General features: G+C 67.5%; 10 protein-coding genes, 3 rRNA genes and 1 pseudogene. 2 read left to right on the top strand and 12 right to left on the bottom strand.

Annotated features, from left to right (window positions below):
* Position 1: 1 nt before the first annotated feature.
* The gene (locus ACOKR1_RS08430; protein ID WP_422936214.1) at positions 2–940 is read right to left on the bottom strand and encodes a hypothetical protein; all 939 of its coding nucleotides are present in this window, start codon (positions 938–940) and stop codon (positions 2–4) included.
* A gap of 66 nt (positions 941–1,006) precedes the next feature.
* On the opposite strand from ACOKR1_RS08430, the gene ACOKR1_RS08425 reads away from it, so the two are divergent.
* Positions 1,007–2,536: a hypothetical protein gene (locus ACOKR1_RS08425; protein ID WP_422936213.1), complete on the top strand. Its 1,530-nt coding sequence runs from the start codon at positions 1,007–1,009 to the stop codon at positions 2,534–2,536.
* Positions 2,537–2,596: 60 nt separating this feature from the next.
* Here ACOKR1_RS08425 and rrf read toward each other — a convergent pair.
* From rrf to ACOKR1_RS08395, 6 genes are all read right to left on the bottom strand, one after another.
* Positions 2,597–2,713: ribosomal RNA gene (gene rrf, locus ACOKR1_RS08420) — 5S ribosomal RNA — on the bottom strand.
* Between the two features lie 221 nt (positions 2,714–2,934).
* Positions 2,935–6,053 (bottom strand): 23S ribosomal RNA (locus ACOKR1_RS08415).
* Positions 6,054–6,580: 527 nt separating this feature from the next.
* A 16S ribosomal RNA gene (locus ACOKR1_RS08410) occupies positions 6,581–8,107 on the bottom strand.
* Together the 16S, 23S and 5S rRNA genes form the textbook arrangement of a ribosomal RNA operon.
* A gap of 435 nt (positions 8,108–8,542) precedes the next feature.
* Positions 8,543–9,850, bottom strand: coding sequence for a tyrosine--tRNA ligase (gene tyrS, locus ACOKR1_RS08405; RefSeq protein ID WP_422936212.1), 1,308 nt, complete (start codon positions 9,848–9,850; stop codon positions 8,543–8,545).
* A 17-nt stretch (positions 9,851–9,867) separates the two neighbouring features.
* Entirely contained in the window at positions 9,868–12,123 is a 2,256-nt protein-coding gene (locus tag ACOKR1_RS08400) for a HelD family protein (protein WP_422936211.1), read from the bottom strand.
* A gap of 70 nt (positions 12,124–12,193) precedes the next feature.
* Entirely contained in the window at positions 12,194–12,793 is a 600-nt protein-coding gene (locus tag ACOKR1_RS08395; protein WP_422936210.1) for an adenine phosphoribosyltransferase, read from the bottom strand.
* 81 nt (positions 12,794–12,874) lie between these two features.
* Between ACOKR1_RS08395 and ACOKR1_RS08390 the strand changes: the two genes are divergently transcribed.
* Complete coding sequence (locus tag ACOKR1_RS08390; RefSeq protein ID WP_422936209.1) at positions 12,875–13,474, top strand: GNAT family N-acetyltransferase; 600 nt, start codon at positions 12,875–12,877, stop codon at positions 13,472–13,474.
* Positions 13,475–13,629: 155 nt separating this feature from the next.
* Here the strand turns inward: ACOKR1_RS08390 and ACOKR1_RS08385 are convergent.
* The 5 genes and pseudogenes from ACOKR1_RS08385 to ACOKR1_RS08365 all read right to left on the bottom strand — a co-directional run bounded on the left by ACOKR1_RS08385 (position 13,630) and on the right by ACOKR1_RS08365 (position 18,228).
* A pseudogene (locus tag ACOKR1_RS08385) lies at positions 13,630–14,264 on the bottom strand (DNA-3-methyladenine glycosylase).
* A 40-nt stretch (positions 14,265–14,304) separates the two neighbouring features.
* The gene (locus ACOKR1_RS08380; protein ID WP_422936208.1) at positions 14,305–15,048 is read right to left on the bottom strand and encodes a maleylpyruvate isomerase family mycothiol-dependent enzyme; all 744 of its coding nucleotides are present in this window, start codon (positions 15,046–15,048) and stop codon (positions 14,305–14,307) included.
* A gap of 40 nt (positions 15,049–15,088) precedes the next feature.
* Positions 15,089–16,504, bottom strand: a complete 1,416-nt coding sequence (argH, locus tag ACOKR1_RS08375) for an argininosuccinate lyase (RefSeq protein ID WP_422936207.1) — start codon at positions 16,502–16,504, stop codon at positions 15,089–15,091.
* Between the two features lie 5 nt (positions 16,505–16,509).
* The gene (locus ACOKR1_RS08370; RefSeq protein ID WP_422936206.1) at positions 16,510–17,715 is read right to left on the bottom strand and encodes an argininosuccinate synthase; all 1,206 of its coding nucleotides are present in this window, start codon (positions 17,713–17,715) and stop codon (positions 16,510–16,512) included.
* A 72-nt stretch (positions 17,716–17,787) separates the two neighbouring features.
* Positions 17,788–18,228 carry an SRPBCC domain-containing protein gene (locus tag ACOKR1_RS08365; RefSeq protein WP_422936205.1) on the bottom strand — a complete coding sequence of 147 codons (441 nt, stop codon included), beginning with the start codon at positions 18,226–18,228 and terminating at the stop codon, positions 17,788–17,790.
* Between the last annotated feature and the right edge of the window lie 8 nt (positions 18,229–18,236).

Here is an 18,236-nt window from a genome sequence, read left to right as displayed (position 1 = left end):
GTCACTCGTGCCCGGCGTCCGGGTCGCCTGCTTCGGCGTCGGGCGAGTGCCCGTCGGCCTCGTGCGGCTCGCTCGCCTCCGTGCCGCCCTCGAGAGTCTCGTCGGCGGCCTCCTCGGCAGCGTCGCGCTCGGTCACGCCGATTTCGTCTTCAGCGAGTCCGAGCTTCTCCGCGTCCTCGGCCGGCGCTTCCGCCTCCGCGGCCGACTCTCCGGCCTCCTCGGCCATCTCTCCGGCCGGCTCTTCGGCTGGCTCTGCGGCCTCCTCGGCAGACTCCTCGGCAGACTCCTCGTCCTCGTCCCATCCGAAGTCCATGATGTCGGGCTCCTCGAACTCGCCGACTCCGAGCGCGCTCTCCGCGACACCGATCTGGCGGTACCACTTGGCGGCCTGGTCGGCGCGCCCCGCGGCCGTGAGCGCGTCGGCGTAGGCCTCGAAGAGGCGGGGGCTGAAGGAGAACGCCCGGTTGATGTCGAGCTGCGGGATCTCAAGCTCCTCGACCGCCCCGGCGAGATCGCCGAGATCGGCCCGAGCGCCGGACGCGACGATCGCGAGCTCGACCTTTCCGGCGGTATCGAGCATGTCGCGCTCCTCCGAACGCGCGAGCTCGAGCGCCTTCTCGGGCCGGCCGAGGCCTCGCTCGCAGTCCGCCATGTGGGCGAGGTGGATGCTCGAGCCGGTGATGCGGCGGAAGGTGCGGAACTCGCGCAGGGCGTCGTCGTAGCGGCCCGCCGCGTAGGCGGTCATGCCGACGGCCTCGCGGACGGCGCCGATGCGGCCGCCGCGACGGCTTGCAGCCAATGCGTGCTGGTACGCCGCCTCCGGGTCGAGGTCGATGAGGCGGCCCGCCATGACGAGGTGCTTCGCCACCCACTCGCTGCTGCGGCTCTCGAGCGTCCGCAGCTGGCCGACCGTCGCGCGGTCGAGCTCCTTGCCTGTCACATCGGGATCGATCTCAGGCGAACGCTCGCGGTCCGCGCGGTTCGAGACGCGCAGGTCCGCGGCGTTGTGCTCGCGGCGGTACTCCGCCTGCTCTCCCTCGCCCCCCTGCTCGCCGGCCGGGCGCTCGCGATCACGCGATCGGTCGAAGCGCGGACGGTCGCCGCGATCGCCGTAGGGGCGACGCTCGCCGCGGTCACCGCGCTGGAAGCGCGGGCGATCCCCACGGTCGCCCGAGGGACGGCGCTCGCCACGGTCCTCACGATCAAAGCGCGGGCGATCCCCACGGTCGCCCGAGGGACGGCGCTCGCCACGGTCCTCACGATCAAAGCGCGGACGATCCCCACGATCACCCGAGGGACGGCGCTCGCCACGGTCCTCACGATCAAAGCGCGGACGATCCCCACGATCCCCGCGGTCACCAAACGGACGGCGCTCGCCACGGTCCTCACGATCGAAACGAGGACGATCCCCACGCTCGCCACGATCGCCATAAGGACGGCGCTCGCCACGATCTCCCCGGTCGCCGAAGGAGCGCCGATTATCGCGCTCGCCACCGCCACCGTAAGGACGGCGCTCGCCACGGTCCTCACGATCGAAACGAGGACGATCCCCTCGCTCACTGCGATCTCCCCGGTCGCCGAAGGAGCGCCGATTGTCACGCTCGCCACCGCCACCGTAAGGACGCCGCTCGCCACGGTCCTCACGATCGAAACGAGGACGATCCCCACGCTCGCCACGATCGCCACGATCGCCATAAGGACGACGCTCACCGCGATCCGCCCGGTCGCCAAACGGACGACGCTCGCCCTGACCAGCCGGGCGGAACGGACGGCGCTCGCCACGATCCTCACGGTCACCAAACGGGCGACGCTCGCCCTGACCAGCCGGGCGGAACGGACGGCGCTCGCCACGATCCTCACGGTCACCAAACGGGCGACGCTCGCCCTGACCAGCCGGGCGGAACGGACGGCGCTCGCCACGATCCTCACGGTCACCAAACGGGCGACGCTCGCCCTGACCAGCCGGGCGGAACGGACGGCGCTCGCCACGGTCACCGCGGTCGCCAAACGGGCGACGCTCGCCCTGGCCCGCCGGGCGGAACGGACGGCGCTCGCCACGGTCACCGCGGTCGTCAAACGGACGGCTCGCGCCGCGCTCGCCGCGATCCCCGCGGTCACCAAACGGGCGGCGCTCGCCCTGGCCAGCCGGGCGGAACGGACGGCGCTCGCCGCGATCCTCACGGTCGCCAAACGGGCGACGCTCGCCGCGATCCCCCCGGTCGCCAGAGGGGCGGTCCTCGCCCGACTCACGACGCCGGTCGCGGAACCCGCGCGGGTTCCCGCCGGAATTGTTCGCACCGCGGAATCCGCCACCACCCGAGCGATCGGAGCCCCGACCCGAGCCGGCGCCGCGACGTGGGCCACCGAACCCCCGTCCGCCCTGACCGCGTCCGAAGTCCTCTGCCATGTGGTTCCTTTCCTCGCGCAGACGCGAGTCCGCGGCTGCATTGGTGCGATCCGGAGACCGCCACTTCACGTTTTGTGTGAGCGCCCTGAACGGGCGAAATCTGACATCCAGTCTAGTTGGAACTGCTGAACTGTCCCGTTAAAGGCCTGAGGGCCCCACGTCGGTGTGGGGCCCTCGGGTGGTGGTGTTGTCCGGCGGTGTCCTACTCTCCCACACCCTGGCGGGTGCAGTACCATCGGCGCTGTGGGGCTTAGCTTCCGGGTTCGGGATGGGTCCGGGCGTTTCCCCCACGCTATGGCCGCCGTAACCTGTTCTCCGCGCGCCCCCTGTGGTGGGGGTGGGGAAGTGTCGGGGTTGCGGTGTTGCGTGCTGTTCTGTTGCGGTGCTGCGGTTCTGTTGCGGTGGTGCTGTTCTGTTGCGGTGGCTGGTGCCCCCGTGGGTGCCCCGCCCGTGGTTGGGGCGGGGGGTGGGGGGTTTGTGGTCTGGGGACCGTAGAGTGGACGCGGGCAGTTCGTGTGTTGTTGTGGTGGTGTGAGGCTGTCGGCCTATTAGTACCGGTCGGCTTCGCAGGTCGTTGGTCCCTGCTTCCACGTCCGGCCTATCAACCCAGTGGTCTGCTGGGGGCCTTCAACACCAATGGTGTACGGAGATCTCATCTTGAAGCGGGCTTCCCGCTTAGATGCTTTCAGCGGTTATCCCATCCGAACGTAGCCAAGCAGCGGTGCACCTGGCGGTACAACTGCCACACCAGAGGTTCGTCCGTCCCGGTCCTCTCGTACTGAGGACAGCCCTTCTCAGATCTCCTGCGCGCGCAGCGGATAGGGACCGAACTGTCTCACGACGTTCTAAACCCAGCTCGCGTACCGCTTTAATGGGCGAACAGCCCAACCCTTGGGACCTACTCCAGCCCCAGGATGCGACGAGCCGACATCGAGGTGCCAAACCATGCCGTCGATATGGACTCTTGGGCAAGATCAGCCTGTTATCCCCGAGGTACCTTTTATCCGTTGAGCGACGGCCCTTCCACGAGGTGCCGCCGGATCACTAGTCCCGACTTTCGTCCCTGCTCGAGATGCCTCTCTCGCAGTCAAGCCCCCTTGTGCACTTGCACTCGCCACCTGGTTGCCGACCAGGCTGAGGGGACCTTTGGGCGCCTCCGTTACTCTTTGGGAGGCAACCGCCCCAGTTAAACTACCCGTCAGGCACTGTCCCTGGCCCGGATCACGGGCCGAGGTTGAGATGCCCAAAGCGACCAGAGTGGTATTTCAACGACGACTCCGCCGGCACTGGCGTGCCGGCCTCACAGTCTCCCACCTATCCTACACAAGCCGCTCCGGACACCAATACCAAACTGTAGTGAAGGTCTCGGGGTCTTTCCGTCCTGCTGCGCGTAACGAGCATCTTTACTCGTAGTGCAATTTCGCCGAGTTCGCGGTCGAGACAGCGGGGAAGTCGTTACTCCATTCGTGCAGGTCGGAACTTACCCGACAAGGAATTTCGCTACCTTAGGATGGTTATAGTTACCACCGCCGTTTACTGGGGCTTGAATTCTCCGCTTCGCCGTGAGGCTGACGGGTCCTCTTGACCTTCCAGCACCGGGCAGGAGTCAGTCCGTATACATCGTCTTGCGACTTCGCACGGACCTGTGTTTTTAGTAAACAGTCGCTTCCCCCTGGTCTCTGCGACCCCTCCCCCCTCCCAGGCGCGTGTCCTGTTCAGGGCCGGGGTCCCCCTTCTCCCGAAGTTACGGGGGCATTTTGCCGAGTTCCTTGACCGCGATTCTCTCGATCGCCTCGGTATTCTCTACCTGATCACCTGTGTCGGTTTGGGGTACGGGCGGCTAGGACCTCGCGCCGATGCTTTTCTAGGCAGCATAGGATCACCCGATCCCCCCTCGCGGGGGTCCCGTCGGACCTCGGGCACAAAAGGCCGCGGATTTCCCTGCGGCCCGCCCTGCATCCTTGGACCAGGTCAACCATCGCCTGGCCGGGCTGCCTTCCTGCGTCACACCTGTTAATGCGCTTGCCTCGCGGCCTCAGGTCCCACGCTCACCCCCGCCCGCGCCCCGAAGGGCCCCGGCAGGGGATCCGTTGGTTAGTATCGGCCGTCCGGCATGGGCGGTCCTTCGCCGGTACGGGAATATCGGCCCGTTGTCCATCGACTACGCCTGTCGGCCTCGCCTTAGGTCCCGACTCACCCAGGGCAGATTAGCTTGACCCTGGAACCCTTGATCATCCGGCGGACGGGTTTCCCACCCGTCTTTCGCTACTCATGCCTGCATTCTCACTCGTGCGGCCTCCACCCCTCGGTCACCCGGGAGCTTCACAGCCCGCACGACGCTCCCCTACCCAGCCCCACCCCTGAACCACGAAGGCTAGGGACACATGGGACTGCCGCGGCTTCGGCGGTGTGCTTGAGCCCCGCTACATTGTCGGCGCGGAATCACTTGACCAGTGAGCTATTACGCACTCTTTCAAGGGTGGCTGCTTCTAAGCCAACCTCCTGGTTGTCTCTGCGACTCCACATCCTTTCCCACTTAGCACACGCTTGGGGGCCTTAACCGGCGGTCTGGGCTGTTTCCCTCTCGACCACGGAGCTTATCCCCCGCGGTCTCACTGCTGCGCTGTATCTTGCCGGCATTCGGAGTTTGGCTGACGTCAGTAACCTGGTAGGGCCCATCGGCCATCCAGTAGCTCTACCTCCGGCAAGGAACACGCAACGCTGCACCTAAATGCATTTCGGGGAGAACCAGCTATCACGGGGTTTGATTGGCCTTTCACCCCTACCCACAGCTCATCCCCTCCATTTTCAACTGAAGTGGGTTCGGTCCTCCACGACGTCTTACCGTCGCTTCAACCTGGCCATGGGTAGATCACCCCGCTTCGGGTCTAGACCGCGCCACTGAACGCCCTGTTCAGACTCGCTTTCGCTGCGGCTCCCCCACACGGGTTAACCTCGCGACACGGCACTAACTCGCAGGCTCATTCTTCAAAAGGCACGCCATCACCCCAACAAGGAGGCTCTGACGGATTGTAGGCGCACGGTTTCAGGTACTGTTTCACTCCCCTCCCGGGGTACTTTTCACCTTTCCCTCACGGTACTAGTCCGCTATCGGTCATCGGGTAGTATTCAGGCTTATCAGGTGGTCCTGACAGATTCACACGGGATTCCTCGGGCCCCGTGCTACTCGGGGACACCCGCAAGGGCACGTGAGAGGCATTGAAGGCTACGGGACTCACACCCACTCCGGCCGGCCGTTCAAGACCGTTCGCCTATACCCACACACACCCCGGCACGCCGGCAGACGCACCAAGCAGGACCCCACAACCCCATACGCGCAACCCCTGCCGGGTATCACACGCGCACAGTTTGGCCCTCGTCCGCGTTCGCTCGCCACTACTGACGGAATCACTGTTGTTTTCTCTTCCTGCGGGTACTGAGATGTTTCACTTCCCCGCGTTCCCCCCACACCGCCTATGCGTTCAGCGGCAGGTCACCGCACATGACATGCGGCAGGGTTTCCCCATTCGGACACCCTGGGCTCACAGTCCGGTTATCGACTCCCCCAGGCTTATCGCAGATTCCCACGTCCTTCATCGGCTCCCGATGCCAAGGCATCCACCGTACGCCCTTGAAAACCTCACACCCCCACACACGGGGGCGCAACAAATCAAGGAAAAAAACCAAGAAAAAATTGCACACAGGAAAAAGCCCGAAAGGCCTCCCCCTGTAGATGCTCGCGTCCACTATACAGTTCTCAAACAACAAACCCCTGCCCCCCGCAGCACCCCGCCCACAAGGGAACGGGACCGCCAGGGGACGGGACCAGCCAGGGACTGCTGTCCCAGGACCCAACAGCGCACCACGCAACCGCACCCCCGCGCACACCCCCGGGACACGGCCCCCCACAACAGGGGGACCCACCCGGGCACGCACGCCCTCGAAGGGACACGGCCGGCCCGGCCCGGCACCCCCGCACACGCATTCCAGCACCCCCGCCGAAGCAGGGGCGCGTACTCGCGCAGCACAGGGCCACCACGGCCAGGCCACCAGGAGATGATGTTCCACCCACGAGCACCCGCCGCAGGACATCCGCCTGCGAAACGGGCTCTCACCTGCCCCACGCCAACCGGCACCCACAACGGGCACCGTGCACGGGGAGGGGCTCCTTAGAAAGGAGGTGATCCAGCCGCACCTTCCGGTACGGCTACCTTGTTACGACTTAGTCCCAATCGCCAGCCCCACCTTCGACGGCTCCCCCCACAAGGGTTGGGCCACCGGCTTCGGGTGTTGCCGACTTTCGTGACTTGACGGGCGGTGTGTACAAGGCCCGGGAACGTATTCACCGCAGCGTTGCTGATCTGCGATTACTAGCGACTCCGACTTCATGGGGTCGAGTTGCAGACCCCAATCCGAACTGAGACCGGCTTTCTGGGATTGGCTCAGCCTCACAGCATCGCAACCCTTTGTACCGGCCATTGTAGCATGCGTGAAGCCCAAGGCATAAGGGGCATGATGATTTGACGTCGTCCCCACCTTCCTCCGAGTTGACCCCGGCAGTCTCCCATGAGTCCCCACCATCACGTGCTGGCAACATGGAACGAGGGTTGCGCTCGTTGCGGGACTTAACCCAACATCTCACGACACGAGCTGACGACAACCATGCACCACCTGTGGACCGGCCCCGAAGGGAGGACGCATCTCTGCGCCTGTCCGGCCCATGTCAAGCCTTGGTAAGGTTCTTCGCGTTGCATCGAATTAATCCGCATGCTCCGCCGCTTGTGCGGGCCCCCGTCAATTCCTTTGAGTTTTAGCCTTGCGGCCGTACTCCCCAGGCGGGGCACTTAATGCGTTAGCTGCGGCGCGGAGGACGTGGAATGCCCCCCACACCTAGTGCCCAACGTTTACGGCGTGGACTACCAGGGTATCTAATCCTGTTCGCTCCCCACGCTTTCGCTCCTCAGCGTCAGTTACAGCCCAGAGACCTGCCTTCGCCATCGGTGTTCCTCCTGATATCTGCGCATTTCACCGCTACACCAGGAATTCCAGTCTCCCCTACTGCACTCCAGCCTGCCCGTACCCACTGCAGACCCGGGGTTGAGCCCCGGGCTTTCACAGCAGACGCGACAAACCGCCTACGAGCTCTTTACGCCCAATAATTCCGGATAACGCTCGCGCCCTACGTATTACCGCGGCTGCTGGCACGTAGTTAGCCGGCGCTTCTTCCGCAGGTACCCTCACCGCCGAAACGGCTTGTCCCCTGCCGAAAGGGGTTTACAACCCGAAGGCCGTCATCCCCCACGCGGCGTCGCTGCATCAGGCTTGCGCCCATTGTGCAATATTCCCCACTGCTGCCTCCCGTAGGAGTCTGGGCCGTGTCTCAGTCCCAGTGTGGCCGGTCACCCTCTCAGGCCGGCTACCCGTCGTCGCCTTGGTAGGCCATCACCCCACCAACAAGCTGATAGGCCGCGAGCCCATCCAAGACCGCACAAGGCTTTCCACCCCCCACCATGCGGCAGAGGGTACTATCCGGTATTAGACCCAGCTTCCCAGGCTTATCCCAGAGTCAAGGGCAGATTGCTCACGTGTTACTCACCCGTTCGCCACTAATCCGCACCCGAAGGCACATCATCGTCCGACTTGCATGTGTTAAGCACGCCGCCAGCGTTCATCCTGAGCCAGGATCAAACTCTCCGTCAAAAACAAAAACAGAAACACCAGGAGAAAAGGCGGAAAACCCCACCCCCAGCAATCCGATCCAAGCCGAAACCCAGCCCCAAGCACACGAGAAAGCACCCAGGACCAGGCAAACAGCCATCAAAAAAATGGCATCAAATCCAAACATGGCACGCTATTGAGTTCTCAAACAACAGGCCCAACAGGAATAACCGAAAACCTCCGGCATCGCCCCTGCGGAACGAATTTCTAATTTACCTCCCCCACCGCCGGGCTGCAAATCCGCGGATCAGATCCGCGAACTGCGCCAAATGGCTTGTCAAGGAGGGTTTTGGTCCCCGCCCAGCGGCGGCGACTCGAAGTACACTACACGCCCCCACCAGAGACGGCAAATCCGCCCAGACTCTCGGGCGTGTCGCGCGTGAGTCTGGGCGGATCGGGTGCCACATCGGGGGTGCGTCAGTCGGTGAGAACCGCCGTCGCGAGGCTCTTCTTGCCGCGCCGGACCAGGAAATACCGGCCATGCAGGGCAAGCTCGGAATCGACCACAGCGTCCGGATCGGTCACTTTGACGTTGTTCACGTAGGCCCCGCCCTCCCCTACGGTGCGGCGGGCAGCGGACTTGCTCTCCGACAACCCCGTGGCGACCAGAAGGTCCACGATGCCCAGCTGTGCGGGAGTGACCGCCGCCGTCGTCAGTTCTGCGGTCGCGGCCTCGAGCGTGCCCTCGTCGAGCACGCCCAGATCGCCGTTGCCGAACAGCGCGGCTGACGCGGCAATGACCTTCTCCGTCGCGTCGACCCCGTGGACCACGGACGTCACCTCGAACGCGAGGCGACGCTGGGCCTCCCTCGCGAAGGGACGCTCCTTGACCGCGGCCTCAAGCTCCTCGATTTCGGCCCGCGAGAGAAACGTGAAGATCTTGAGCCGGTCGATCACGTCCGCGTCCGTGGCGTTGAGCCAGAACTGGTAGAACGCGTAGGGCGAGCACATCGACGCGTCGAGCCAGATCGCGTTGCCCTCGCTCTTGCCGAACTTCGTGCCGTCCGAGTTCGTGATGAGCGGCGTCCCCATGGCGTGCACGGTCTTGCCCTCGACCTTGCGGATGAGCTCCGTGCCGCTCGTGAGGTTGCCCCACTGATCCGAGCCGCCGGTCTGCAGGACGCACCCGTAGTCGCGGTACAGCTCGAGGTAGTCCATACCCTGCAGGATCTGGTAGCTGAACTCGGTGTAGGAAATGCCCTCGTCCGAGGCGAGCCTGGATGCGACGGCGTCCTTTCGCAGCATCGTGCCGACGCGGAAGTGCTTCCCGACATCACGCAGGAAGTCGATCGCCGAGAGCGGCGCCGTCCAGTCGAGGTTGTTGACCATGCGGGCAGCGTTCTCGCCCTCGAAGCTCAGGAAGCGCTGCACCTGAGCCCTCAGGTAGCCGACCCACTCGGCAACGGTGTCCTTCGTGTTGAGGGTGCGCTCCGCCGTCGGCCGCGGGTCCCCGATGAGACCTGTCGAGCCGCCCACGAGCCCCAGCGGCTTGTGCCCCGCGAGCTGGAGCCGGCGCAGGAGCAGGAGCTGGACGAGGTTGCCGAGGTGCAGGCTCGGCGCGGTCGGGTCGAAGCCGCAGTAATACGTGATCGGGTCTCCCGCGAGGAGGGCCTCAAGTTCGGCCTCATCGGTGGAGACGTGGACGAGGCCACGCCACTTGAGCTCCTGCCAAACGTTGGGGAAGCTCGAATCGTTCTTCTGCGCGGTGAGTAGTGTCTGCGGCACGGCTTCTACGGTATCAGTCAGGCGTCAACCAATTCGGTCCCGATGCCGGCCGGAAGCGGCTCCGACGCGATGAGCCGGAGGCGCTGCGTGGGCCGGGTCATGGCCACGTACAGATCGCCCACGCGGCCGTGGTGAGAATCAATGAGCTCCGACGGCTCGAGCACCACAACGCCGTCGAACTCAAGGCCCTTGGCCTCGCGCGGATCGATCACGACGATGTCCTGGTCGAAGCTGCCCGCGCCCGCGCCCACTCGCCTGCCGTAGACGGCGTGAAGGGCCGCGCGGGCCGGCTCCACGAGCTCCTCGGGGGCGATCACGGCGACGAGCCCGCCGTCGGCCGCCTCAAGCTCTTCGGGCATCGCGGCGACAAGCCGCCCGATGACCCCACCGGTGGCCACACGGTCCACGACGGGCGGCCACTGGCCCTCCCGCACGGCCTTGGGCGCGGACACGGTGAGTCCCGCCGCGGCCGCCATGCGCGCGGCGGCCTCCGCGATCTGGCTCGGCGTGCGGTAGTTGACTGTGAGCTCCTCGAGCCGCCAGCGATCGTCGAAGAATGGCGTGAGCGCGTCAGCCCACGACGAGGCACCGGCAGCGGCGCTCGTCTGCGCGATGTCGCCCACGATCGTGAAGGACTTGAGCGGACAGCGCCGTACGAGCAGGCGCCACTGCATGTAGGAAAGCTCCTGGGCCTCGTCGACGATGATGTGCCCGTAGGCCCACGTTCGGTCGCCGACCGCGCGCTCCGCCGCCGTGAGCCGCGCCTCCGACTCCTGCTGCAGGTCCGCGAGGTCCTCGGCGCTCACCACGCCATCGACACCCTGCTCGCGCAACGCGTGGTCGAGGTTCGCGAGCGTCCGCTCGGCGTTCTCGAGGTCGCGGCGCCGGTCCGCCTCGCGGCGCGCGCCCTCTCCCCCGGTGGACGCGTCGAGCTCGCCGAGGAGCTCGGCGGCCTCGTCGAGGAGCGGGATGTCGGCCTCCGTCCACGGGGCGTCGGCCGGGCGCTCGAGCAGATCGCGCTCCTGCTCGGTCAGGCCCGGCGCGACGGCGTCGAGGATCCGCCGCCTCGAGAACAGCTCGACGAGGAGCTGCTGGGGAGTCATCGGCATCCAACACAGATTGAGCGCGACGCGGACGTCCCGCGCCTGCCGTACATCCTCGGCAAGGTACGAGCGGTCGGCGTTGTTGCCCACGCTCGAAGCCTCGACCTTGGACTGGAGCTGCTCCGTGAGTTCGCGGAGCAGGATCTTCACGAACGTGTTGCGTGCCTCGTTGTACGGCTTCCCCGTGGCGCGAGCCTTCTCGCGGGCGCGGCGCACCTGCCGGGGCGTGAGCAGAAGCTTCGTGCCCTCGACGTCGAGGATCCGATCGCCTGCCGGGACGCGCTGGCGGTTCGCGACCGCGGCCGCGATGAGCTCGACCATGCGCTGGCTGCCCTTGAGCTTCGCGACGCGCGCGTCCTCTTCGGGCACGCCGTTGATGCCGGGCATGAGCCGGCCCACGCTCGACATGACGACGCCCGTCTCGCCGAGCGACGGCAGGACGCGCTCGATGTACTTCATGAACGATAGCGAGGGCCCCACGAGCAGCACGCCGGCCGACTTGAGCCGGTCGCGGTGGCTGTAGAGGAGGTAGGCGGCGCGGTGGAGTGCGACGGCGGTCTTGCCGGTGCCGGGTCCGCCCTGCACGACGAGGGCGCCGGGCATGGGCGCGCGGATGATCCGGTCCTGCTCGGCCTGGATCGTGCTCACGATGTCAGCCATGCGGCCGGTCCGCTTGGAGTTCAGCGCCGCGAGAAGCGCGCCCTCGCCCTGGTGGTGATGTGCGGCGTCGAGCATCTCGGAGTCGAGGATATCGTCCTCGATGGCCTTGACGTCGCGGCCCTGGAGGATGAGGTGACGGCGCCGCCGCACACCTTGGCGATCGAACGCCGTCGCCTGGTAGAAGTGGCTCGCCTCGGGGGCTCGCCAGTCGACCATGAGGCGCCGCAGATCGTCCGTGCTCAGGCCGATGCGACCGATGTACTGGGCCTCGCCGTCGTCGAGATCGAGCCGGCCGAAGACAAGCCGGTCCTCGACCGCGTCAAGTTGAGCGAGCCGGTCCTCGTAGAGCGCCGCGAACGCATCGCGTTCCGAGATGTTCTGCACGGAGCCGATGGCCCCCGCCTTGCGCACGGTCGCGAGCTGATCGCGTTTCTCGTCGCGCAACTCATCGAGCCGGCGGTACAGGCCCCGCACGTAGTCCCGTTCGTGAGCCAGATCGGCGTCGAGCATCGGCGCATTCCCCTTACTGCAATGACGGACCGTCCATTCTACAGCGATTCCCGTGAACTTGCGGTGCTGGTCACACGTCGACGCGCTGCAGGGAGCGGACCCGGTGCCCCGCGAGGGCGGCGCGCCCGTGCAGGGCGGTGAGTTCAAGGACGACGCCGATGCCCGCCACGTGCGCGCCCGTGCGCTCCATGAGGCGGGTCGCCGCCGAAAGAGTGCCGCCCGTCGCGAGGACGTCGTCGAGGAGGAGGACACGAGTTCCCGGCGGGATATCGTCCTCGTGGACCTCGAGGGTCGCCGAACCGTACTCCAAGGCGTAATCCTCGGAGATCGTGCGTCGAGGAAGCTTGCCCTTCTTGCGCACCGTAATCACGCCCGTCCCGGTGGCGTACGCTGCGGCGGCGGCCAGGAGAAAGCCCCGGGCCTCGACGCCGGCCACGAGCTCGAACTGCCCCGCGAAGGGCACCGTGAGCGCGTCGACGATGGCGCGCAGGCCCACTGGGTCCGCGAAGACGGGAGTCAGGTCCTTGAACGTGATCCCAGGCTTGGGATAGTCCTCCACAGTCGCGCACAGGCGGTCGAGGAGCTCATCGAGACTCTCCCCGCGCGGACCCGTCGGAGGCGTGCTTCCTGGGGTCGCAGGGGTGCGTCGGGAGGCGGAGTCAAAAGTCACTACTCAACGTTACCGAATGTTCATGTCCACACCGGACCGACCAGTCTTAACCAGCGCCCCGGCTGGTGCTTCAATATCCGCATGCTTCACTCGGTTGCGCTCGCCGGGCACGGCGTCCGTCTGTTGCCGCTCACGCCTCTCCAGGCCGAGCACCTGTTTCCCCTCATCGACGCCGAGCTTTGGTCAGGCATGGCCGCGCGGCGGCCCGAGACTGTCGAAGAGCTCGCAGGCCTCTTCGCATCATGCCTCGACGACCCCCGCGCGATCCCGTTCGCGGTGGCGGACGACACGACGGGATCCCTCCTGGGCACGACCGGGCTCTACGACGTCGATCCCGTGCTAGGCCGCGCCGAGATCGGCGGAACGTTCTTCGGCAGGCCCTCGTGGGGGTCCGGCGCGAACGCCGCGTCGAAGCTCTTGCTCATGCGCTATGCGTTCGACGCGATCGGGGTGCATCGGGTCACGTTCCGCGTTGACACGCGCAACGCGCGAAGCGCCAAGGCGATCCTCAAGCTCGGCGCCGTCTACGAGGGCACGCTGCGCGCGTACCGCCCGGGGCACGACGGCGGGCGGATCGACACCGCGGTGTTCTCCGTGCTCGCGGCCGAATGGCCCGCGGTGCACGAGCGGCTCCTGAACCGCCTCACGGGACGCGACGAGGCGCCGCTCGACGCCGCGTAGGCAGACGGGCGGTGCCCGCGGCCCGCCGTTTCCGACCACCTTTGACCGCGGGAATCTCCCCACAGCGGCGTGTTGCGGGACGACACGCCGCCTGAGGGCGTCAAAGCCGGTCGGAATGCGACAGAGCGTCAACGCACGACGGCGTCTCCCGGAGCCTAGCCGGCCCGGACCCGGGGCTTCGCGGGGCGATAGGCGGACACGCTCGGCTCCCCCGGCAGCCAGAAGCGCCACGGGTACTCGGCCGAGCCGCCCGCCCCGGCGACCCCGACCCGCGGCCCGCTCAGCACCCCCGCGGCGCGGTGGGCCGGGGCACGAGGCGGAAGCCCGCGCCGTCGAGCGCGGCCCCGTTGTGCTCGCGCGCGATGCCGAGCGCCTGCGCGAGCCGCGCGGGGCCGCGCGCGAGCTCGAAATCGCGCCTCGACGACGTGCGGCGCGAGCGCGCGAGGTCGAGGCCCTCGACGATCTCCCCGGCGCGCAGGAGGCATCCCGAGGAGCGCCCGGCGGGGCCGCACACGACGTTGGCGCAGTAGTGCATGCCGTACGTGAAGTAGACGTACAGGTGGCCTGGTGGGCCCCACATGACCTCGTTGCGCGCGGTCCGGGCGTTGTACGAATGCGAGCCGGGGTCGGCGTGTTCGGAGTCGCGATGCCCGCGGTACGCCTCGACCTCGGTGAGTCGGACGCTCACGCTGCCCTCCGCCGTCGTATGCGTGAGTAGCGCGCCGAGGAGGTCGGGGGCCACGGCAACGGGGTCGCGGAGGAGCCAGCGGACCAGCTCGTCCGGGTTCATGACTCGCCCATCCCGCCGCCCATGAGACCTTCCGACCGCCCTAGACCGCGGGGACGCCGGAGGGCCAGGGCCCGATCTCGGGAAGCGGGACCGCGGCGCCCCCGTGCTCCGCCCGGACGGCGCCGTGGCCCGTTGCGCGGCCCGCGAGCCACGCCGCGAGGTCCTGAAGCCGACCTCCCACGAGGACCTCGTCTCCGCCGGAGCCAAGGCGGATCTCCTCGCCCCGATCAGGCCGCAGCACGAGCGTGTACGCGGCGGGCACGCGTGGCTCAAGGAAGACGATCAGATGCCGGCAGAAACCCTCTGACCACTCCTGCTGCGTGCAGCCGGTCCCGAGGTCGGTGTGGTGGATCACGAGCTCGCGCCAGAGTGCGAAGCCACCGTCGCGGACCACGCCATTGCGGTACGTGATGGGACGGTCCCAGTCCTCGGGCTCGAGCCCCCCGAACCCACCCACGGCGACGTCGATCGCGGCGCCGACCCGCTCGCGATGCTCGTCCGCGGTGGCACCCGCGCCGTCCTCGATCGCGCGATTCCGGCCCTCGTAGCCGCCGTCGTACAGCTCGACCTTCTCGCCGCGCCGCGCGTACTCGAGCTGCCGGGCCATCGCCGAGCAGATGCCCTGGACATGCGCCAGTACGTGGCCACGCGTCCACCCGGGCAGCTCGGACGGGTGGCTCACGGACTCGTCGGTGAGGCGCTCGAGCTCGGCCCGAACCCCCTTCGCGGCGGCGTGGATCTCACTCAGGAGGCGGTCATCGCTGAGGGCGGCATCTGTTCCCATGCCATCAGGGTAGCCAGTCGCCGCCCCCAACGATGAGGCGTCAGCCCGCGAAGCTTCGCGCCTCCGCGAGCTGGGCCTTGAGTGCCTCGAGCTGGCGGGCGACGGCCGACGGCGCGGTGCCGCCTTGCGCGCTCCGGCTCGCGAGAGATCCCTCCGTGCTGAGCACCGAACGCACCTCGGGCGTGAGCGTGGGGCTGATCGTCGCATACTCCAGATCGGTCAGGTCCCACAGCTCGACGCCGCGGCTCTCGGCCTGGCGCACCGCGGCCCCGGAGAGCTCGTGCGCCTCGCGGAACGGGACGCCCTGGCGCACGAGCCACTCGGCGATGTCGGTCGCGAGGGCGAAGCCCTGCGGCGCGAGGGACGCCATGCGCTCGGTGTTGAACGTGAGCGTCGCGACCATGCCGGACACGGCCGGGAGCAGGAGCTCGAGGGTGTCCGCGGCGTCGAAGACGGGCTCCTTGTCCTCCTGAAGGTCCCGGTTGTACGCGAGCGGGAGGCCCTTGAGCGTCGCGAGCAGCCCCGCGAGGTCGCCGATGAGGCGCCCCGCCTTGCCACGCGCGAGCTCGGCGACGTCCGGGTTCTTCTTCTGCGGCATGATCGACGAGCCGGTCGAGAACGCGTCGTCGAGCGCCACGAAGGAGAACTCCTTCGTGGCCCACAGGATGACCTCCTCGCTGATCCGCGAGAGGTCCACGCCGATCATGGCCGCGATCCACGCGAACTCGGCGAAGACGTCGCGCGAGGCCGTGCCGTCGATCGAGTTGTGCACGGCCGAGTCGAAGCCGAGGTCCGCCGCGACGGCCTCAGGGTCGAGGCCGAGCGACGAGCCCGCGAGCGCGCCCGAACCGTACGGCGAGACCGCTGCACGCTTGTCCCAGTCGGCGAGGCGCTGGACGTCCCGCAGGAGAGCCCACGCGTGGGCCAGCAGGTGGTGGCTCAGGAGCACGGGCTGCGCGTGCTGGAGGTGCGTCCGCCCCGGCATGGCAGCGCCGGGATGCGCCTCCGCCTGGGCCACGAGGGCGTCCACGGTGTCGAGGACGCCGCGCGCGACGAGCCGGGCGTGATCGCGCAGGAACATGCGGCCGAGCGTCGCGACCTGGTCGTTGCGCGAGCGGCCCGCCCGGAGCTTTCCGCCGAGGTGGACGCCGGCCCGCTCGATGAGTCCGCGCTCGAGCGAACCGTGCACGTCCTCGTCGGACTCCGCCGGCACGTAGGCGCCGGACGCGACGTCGGCGTCGAGGCGGTCGAGCGCGTCGATCATCCCCGCGAGCTCGGCGTCGTTGAGCAGACCCGCACGGTGGAGGACGCGCGCGTGCGCGCGGGAGCCCTCGATGTCATAGCGCGCGAGCCGCCAGTCGAAGTGCGTGGACTTGCTCAGCGCGGCGAGCGCGTCCGCCGGTCCCCCGGCGAAGCGCCCGCCCCAAAGCGCACCCTCATTCGTCGAGTTGGCCACGAGAATTACTCCCCCGCGACCCGCTGGTCGCGGCCCGAGGCGACCTTCGAGGCCATGCCCCAGATGTCGATGAAGCCCTTCGCGCTCGACTGGTCGAACGTGTCGCCCGTGTCGTAGGTCGCGAGGCTGAAGTCGTAGAGCGACGTGTCCGAACGGCGGCCGTTGACGATGGCCTGGCCGCCGTGCAGCGTCATGCGGATGTCGCCCGAGACGTACTGCTGGCTGTCCTCGATGAAGCCATCGAGGGCGCGCTTGAGCGGCGAGAACCACTGGCCGTCGTACACGAGCTCGGACCAGCGCTGACCCACGGTCGCCTTGAAGCGGGCGTGCTCGCGCTCGATCGTGACGTCCTCGAGGTGCTTGTGCGCCGTGATGAGGGCCATGGCGCCCGGGGCCTCGTAGATCTCGCGGCTCTTGATGCCCACGAGCCGATCCTCGACGACGTCGATGCGGCCCACGCCCTGCGCGCCCGCGCGGCGGTTGAGCTCCTGGATGACCTGGAGCGGGCTCAGCGCCACGCCGTCGAGCGCGGTCGGCACGCCGTGGACGAACGTGATCGTGACCTCGTCGGGAGCCGGCGGAAACTCGGGGCTCGCCGTGTAGTCGTAGATGTCCTTCGTCGGCGCGTTCCAGATGTCCTCGAGGTAGCCGGTCTCGACGGCGCGGCCCCACACGTTCTGGTCGATCGAGTACGGGTTCTTCTTCGTTGTGACGATCGGGAGCTGCTTCTCCTCGGCGTACGCGATGGCCTTGTCGCGGGTGAGCGCGAGGTCGCGGACCGGGGCGATGCACTTGAGGTCAGGGCCGAGCGTCTGGATGCCGACCTCGAAGCGGACCTGGTCGTTGCCCTTGCCCGTGCAGCCGTGGGCCACGGTCGTCGCGCCGAACTCGCGAGCCGCCTTGACGAGGTGCTTGACGATGACGGGGCGCGAGATGGCCGAGACGAGCGGGTAGTGGCCCTGGTACAGGCCGTTGGCCTTGAGCGTCGGCACACAGTACTCGTTCGCGAACTCGTCGCGCGCGTCGGCCACATAGGCTTCCACGGCACCACAGCCGAGGGCGCGCTGGCGCACGGTCTCGAGGCTCTCCCCGCCCTGCCCGACGTCGACGGCGACGGCGATGACCTCGGCTCCGGTGGCGTCGGCGATCCAGCCGATCGCGACGGAGGTGTCGAGGCCGCCCGAGTAGGCGAGGACGATGCGATCCTTCACGGTGTTCTCCTTGCAGATGTCGTGGGAGGTTACGAATTGTTATTCAAAAGTCTACATAATTATGCAGCAAATCTAGACGACCGCTTCACACGCGGTTCTCGCGACGCCGAGCTCCACGTCCCAGCCCTCGCTGTTGCCGTCGAACGCCGCGCGACGCTCCGCCTCGCTCCCGGGCAGCGACGCGAAGCCGGTCTCGACGACGCGAAGGGTGGTGCCGCCGTCGCGCGCGTCCACGAAGAACTCGACGAGCGTCGTGCCGGCCCCCTCGCCCACCCAGCGGAAGGCCGCGTGGTGCGGGGCGTCGAGCGCCACCGTGCGGAACCCGAAGTCGCCGTGGACGGGGTCGCGCACGAGGCTCACCTCGCCGTCGTGCGTGATCTCGTGGGGGCGGTAGGCGCCGTCGTTGATGAACCAGCCGGGTTCCGAGACGAACGCCCACACGCGCTCGGCGGGAGCCTCGATCTCGATGGACTTGTCGATGCGGTCGAAGGCAGACGTATCGGTAGCAGCCATGCCCCCAT

This window comes from Sinomonas sp. P47F7, from assembly GCF_049332655.1.
Classification (GTDB): domain Bacteria; phylum Actinomycetota; class Actinomycetes; order Actinomycetales; family Micrococcaceae; genus Sinomonas.
Note: the sequence above shows the minus strand (reverse complement) of the source record. Positions and strands in the feature narration are given on the sequence as shown.

Coding starts and splice junctions, on each gene's coding strand:
- ACOKR1_RS08400 (WP_422936211.1), bottom strand. CDS start 12,123: ATGCTCGACGCCGATCTGGCTCACGAACGGGACTACGTGCGGGGCCTG.
- ACOKR1_RS08390 (WP_422936209.1), top strand. CDS start 12,875: ATGCTTCACTCGGTTGCGCTCGCCGGGCACGGCGTCCGTCTGTTGCCG.
- ACOKR1_RS08380 (WP_422936208.1), bottom strand. CDS start 15,048: ATGGGAACAGATGCCGCCCTCAGCGATGACCGCCTCCTGAGTGAGATC.
- ACOKR1_RS08365 (WP_422936205.1), bottom strand. CDS start 18,228: ATGGCTGCTACCGATACGTCTGCCTTCGACCGCATCGACAAGTCCATC.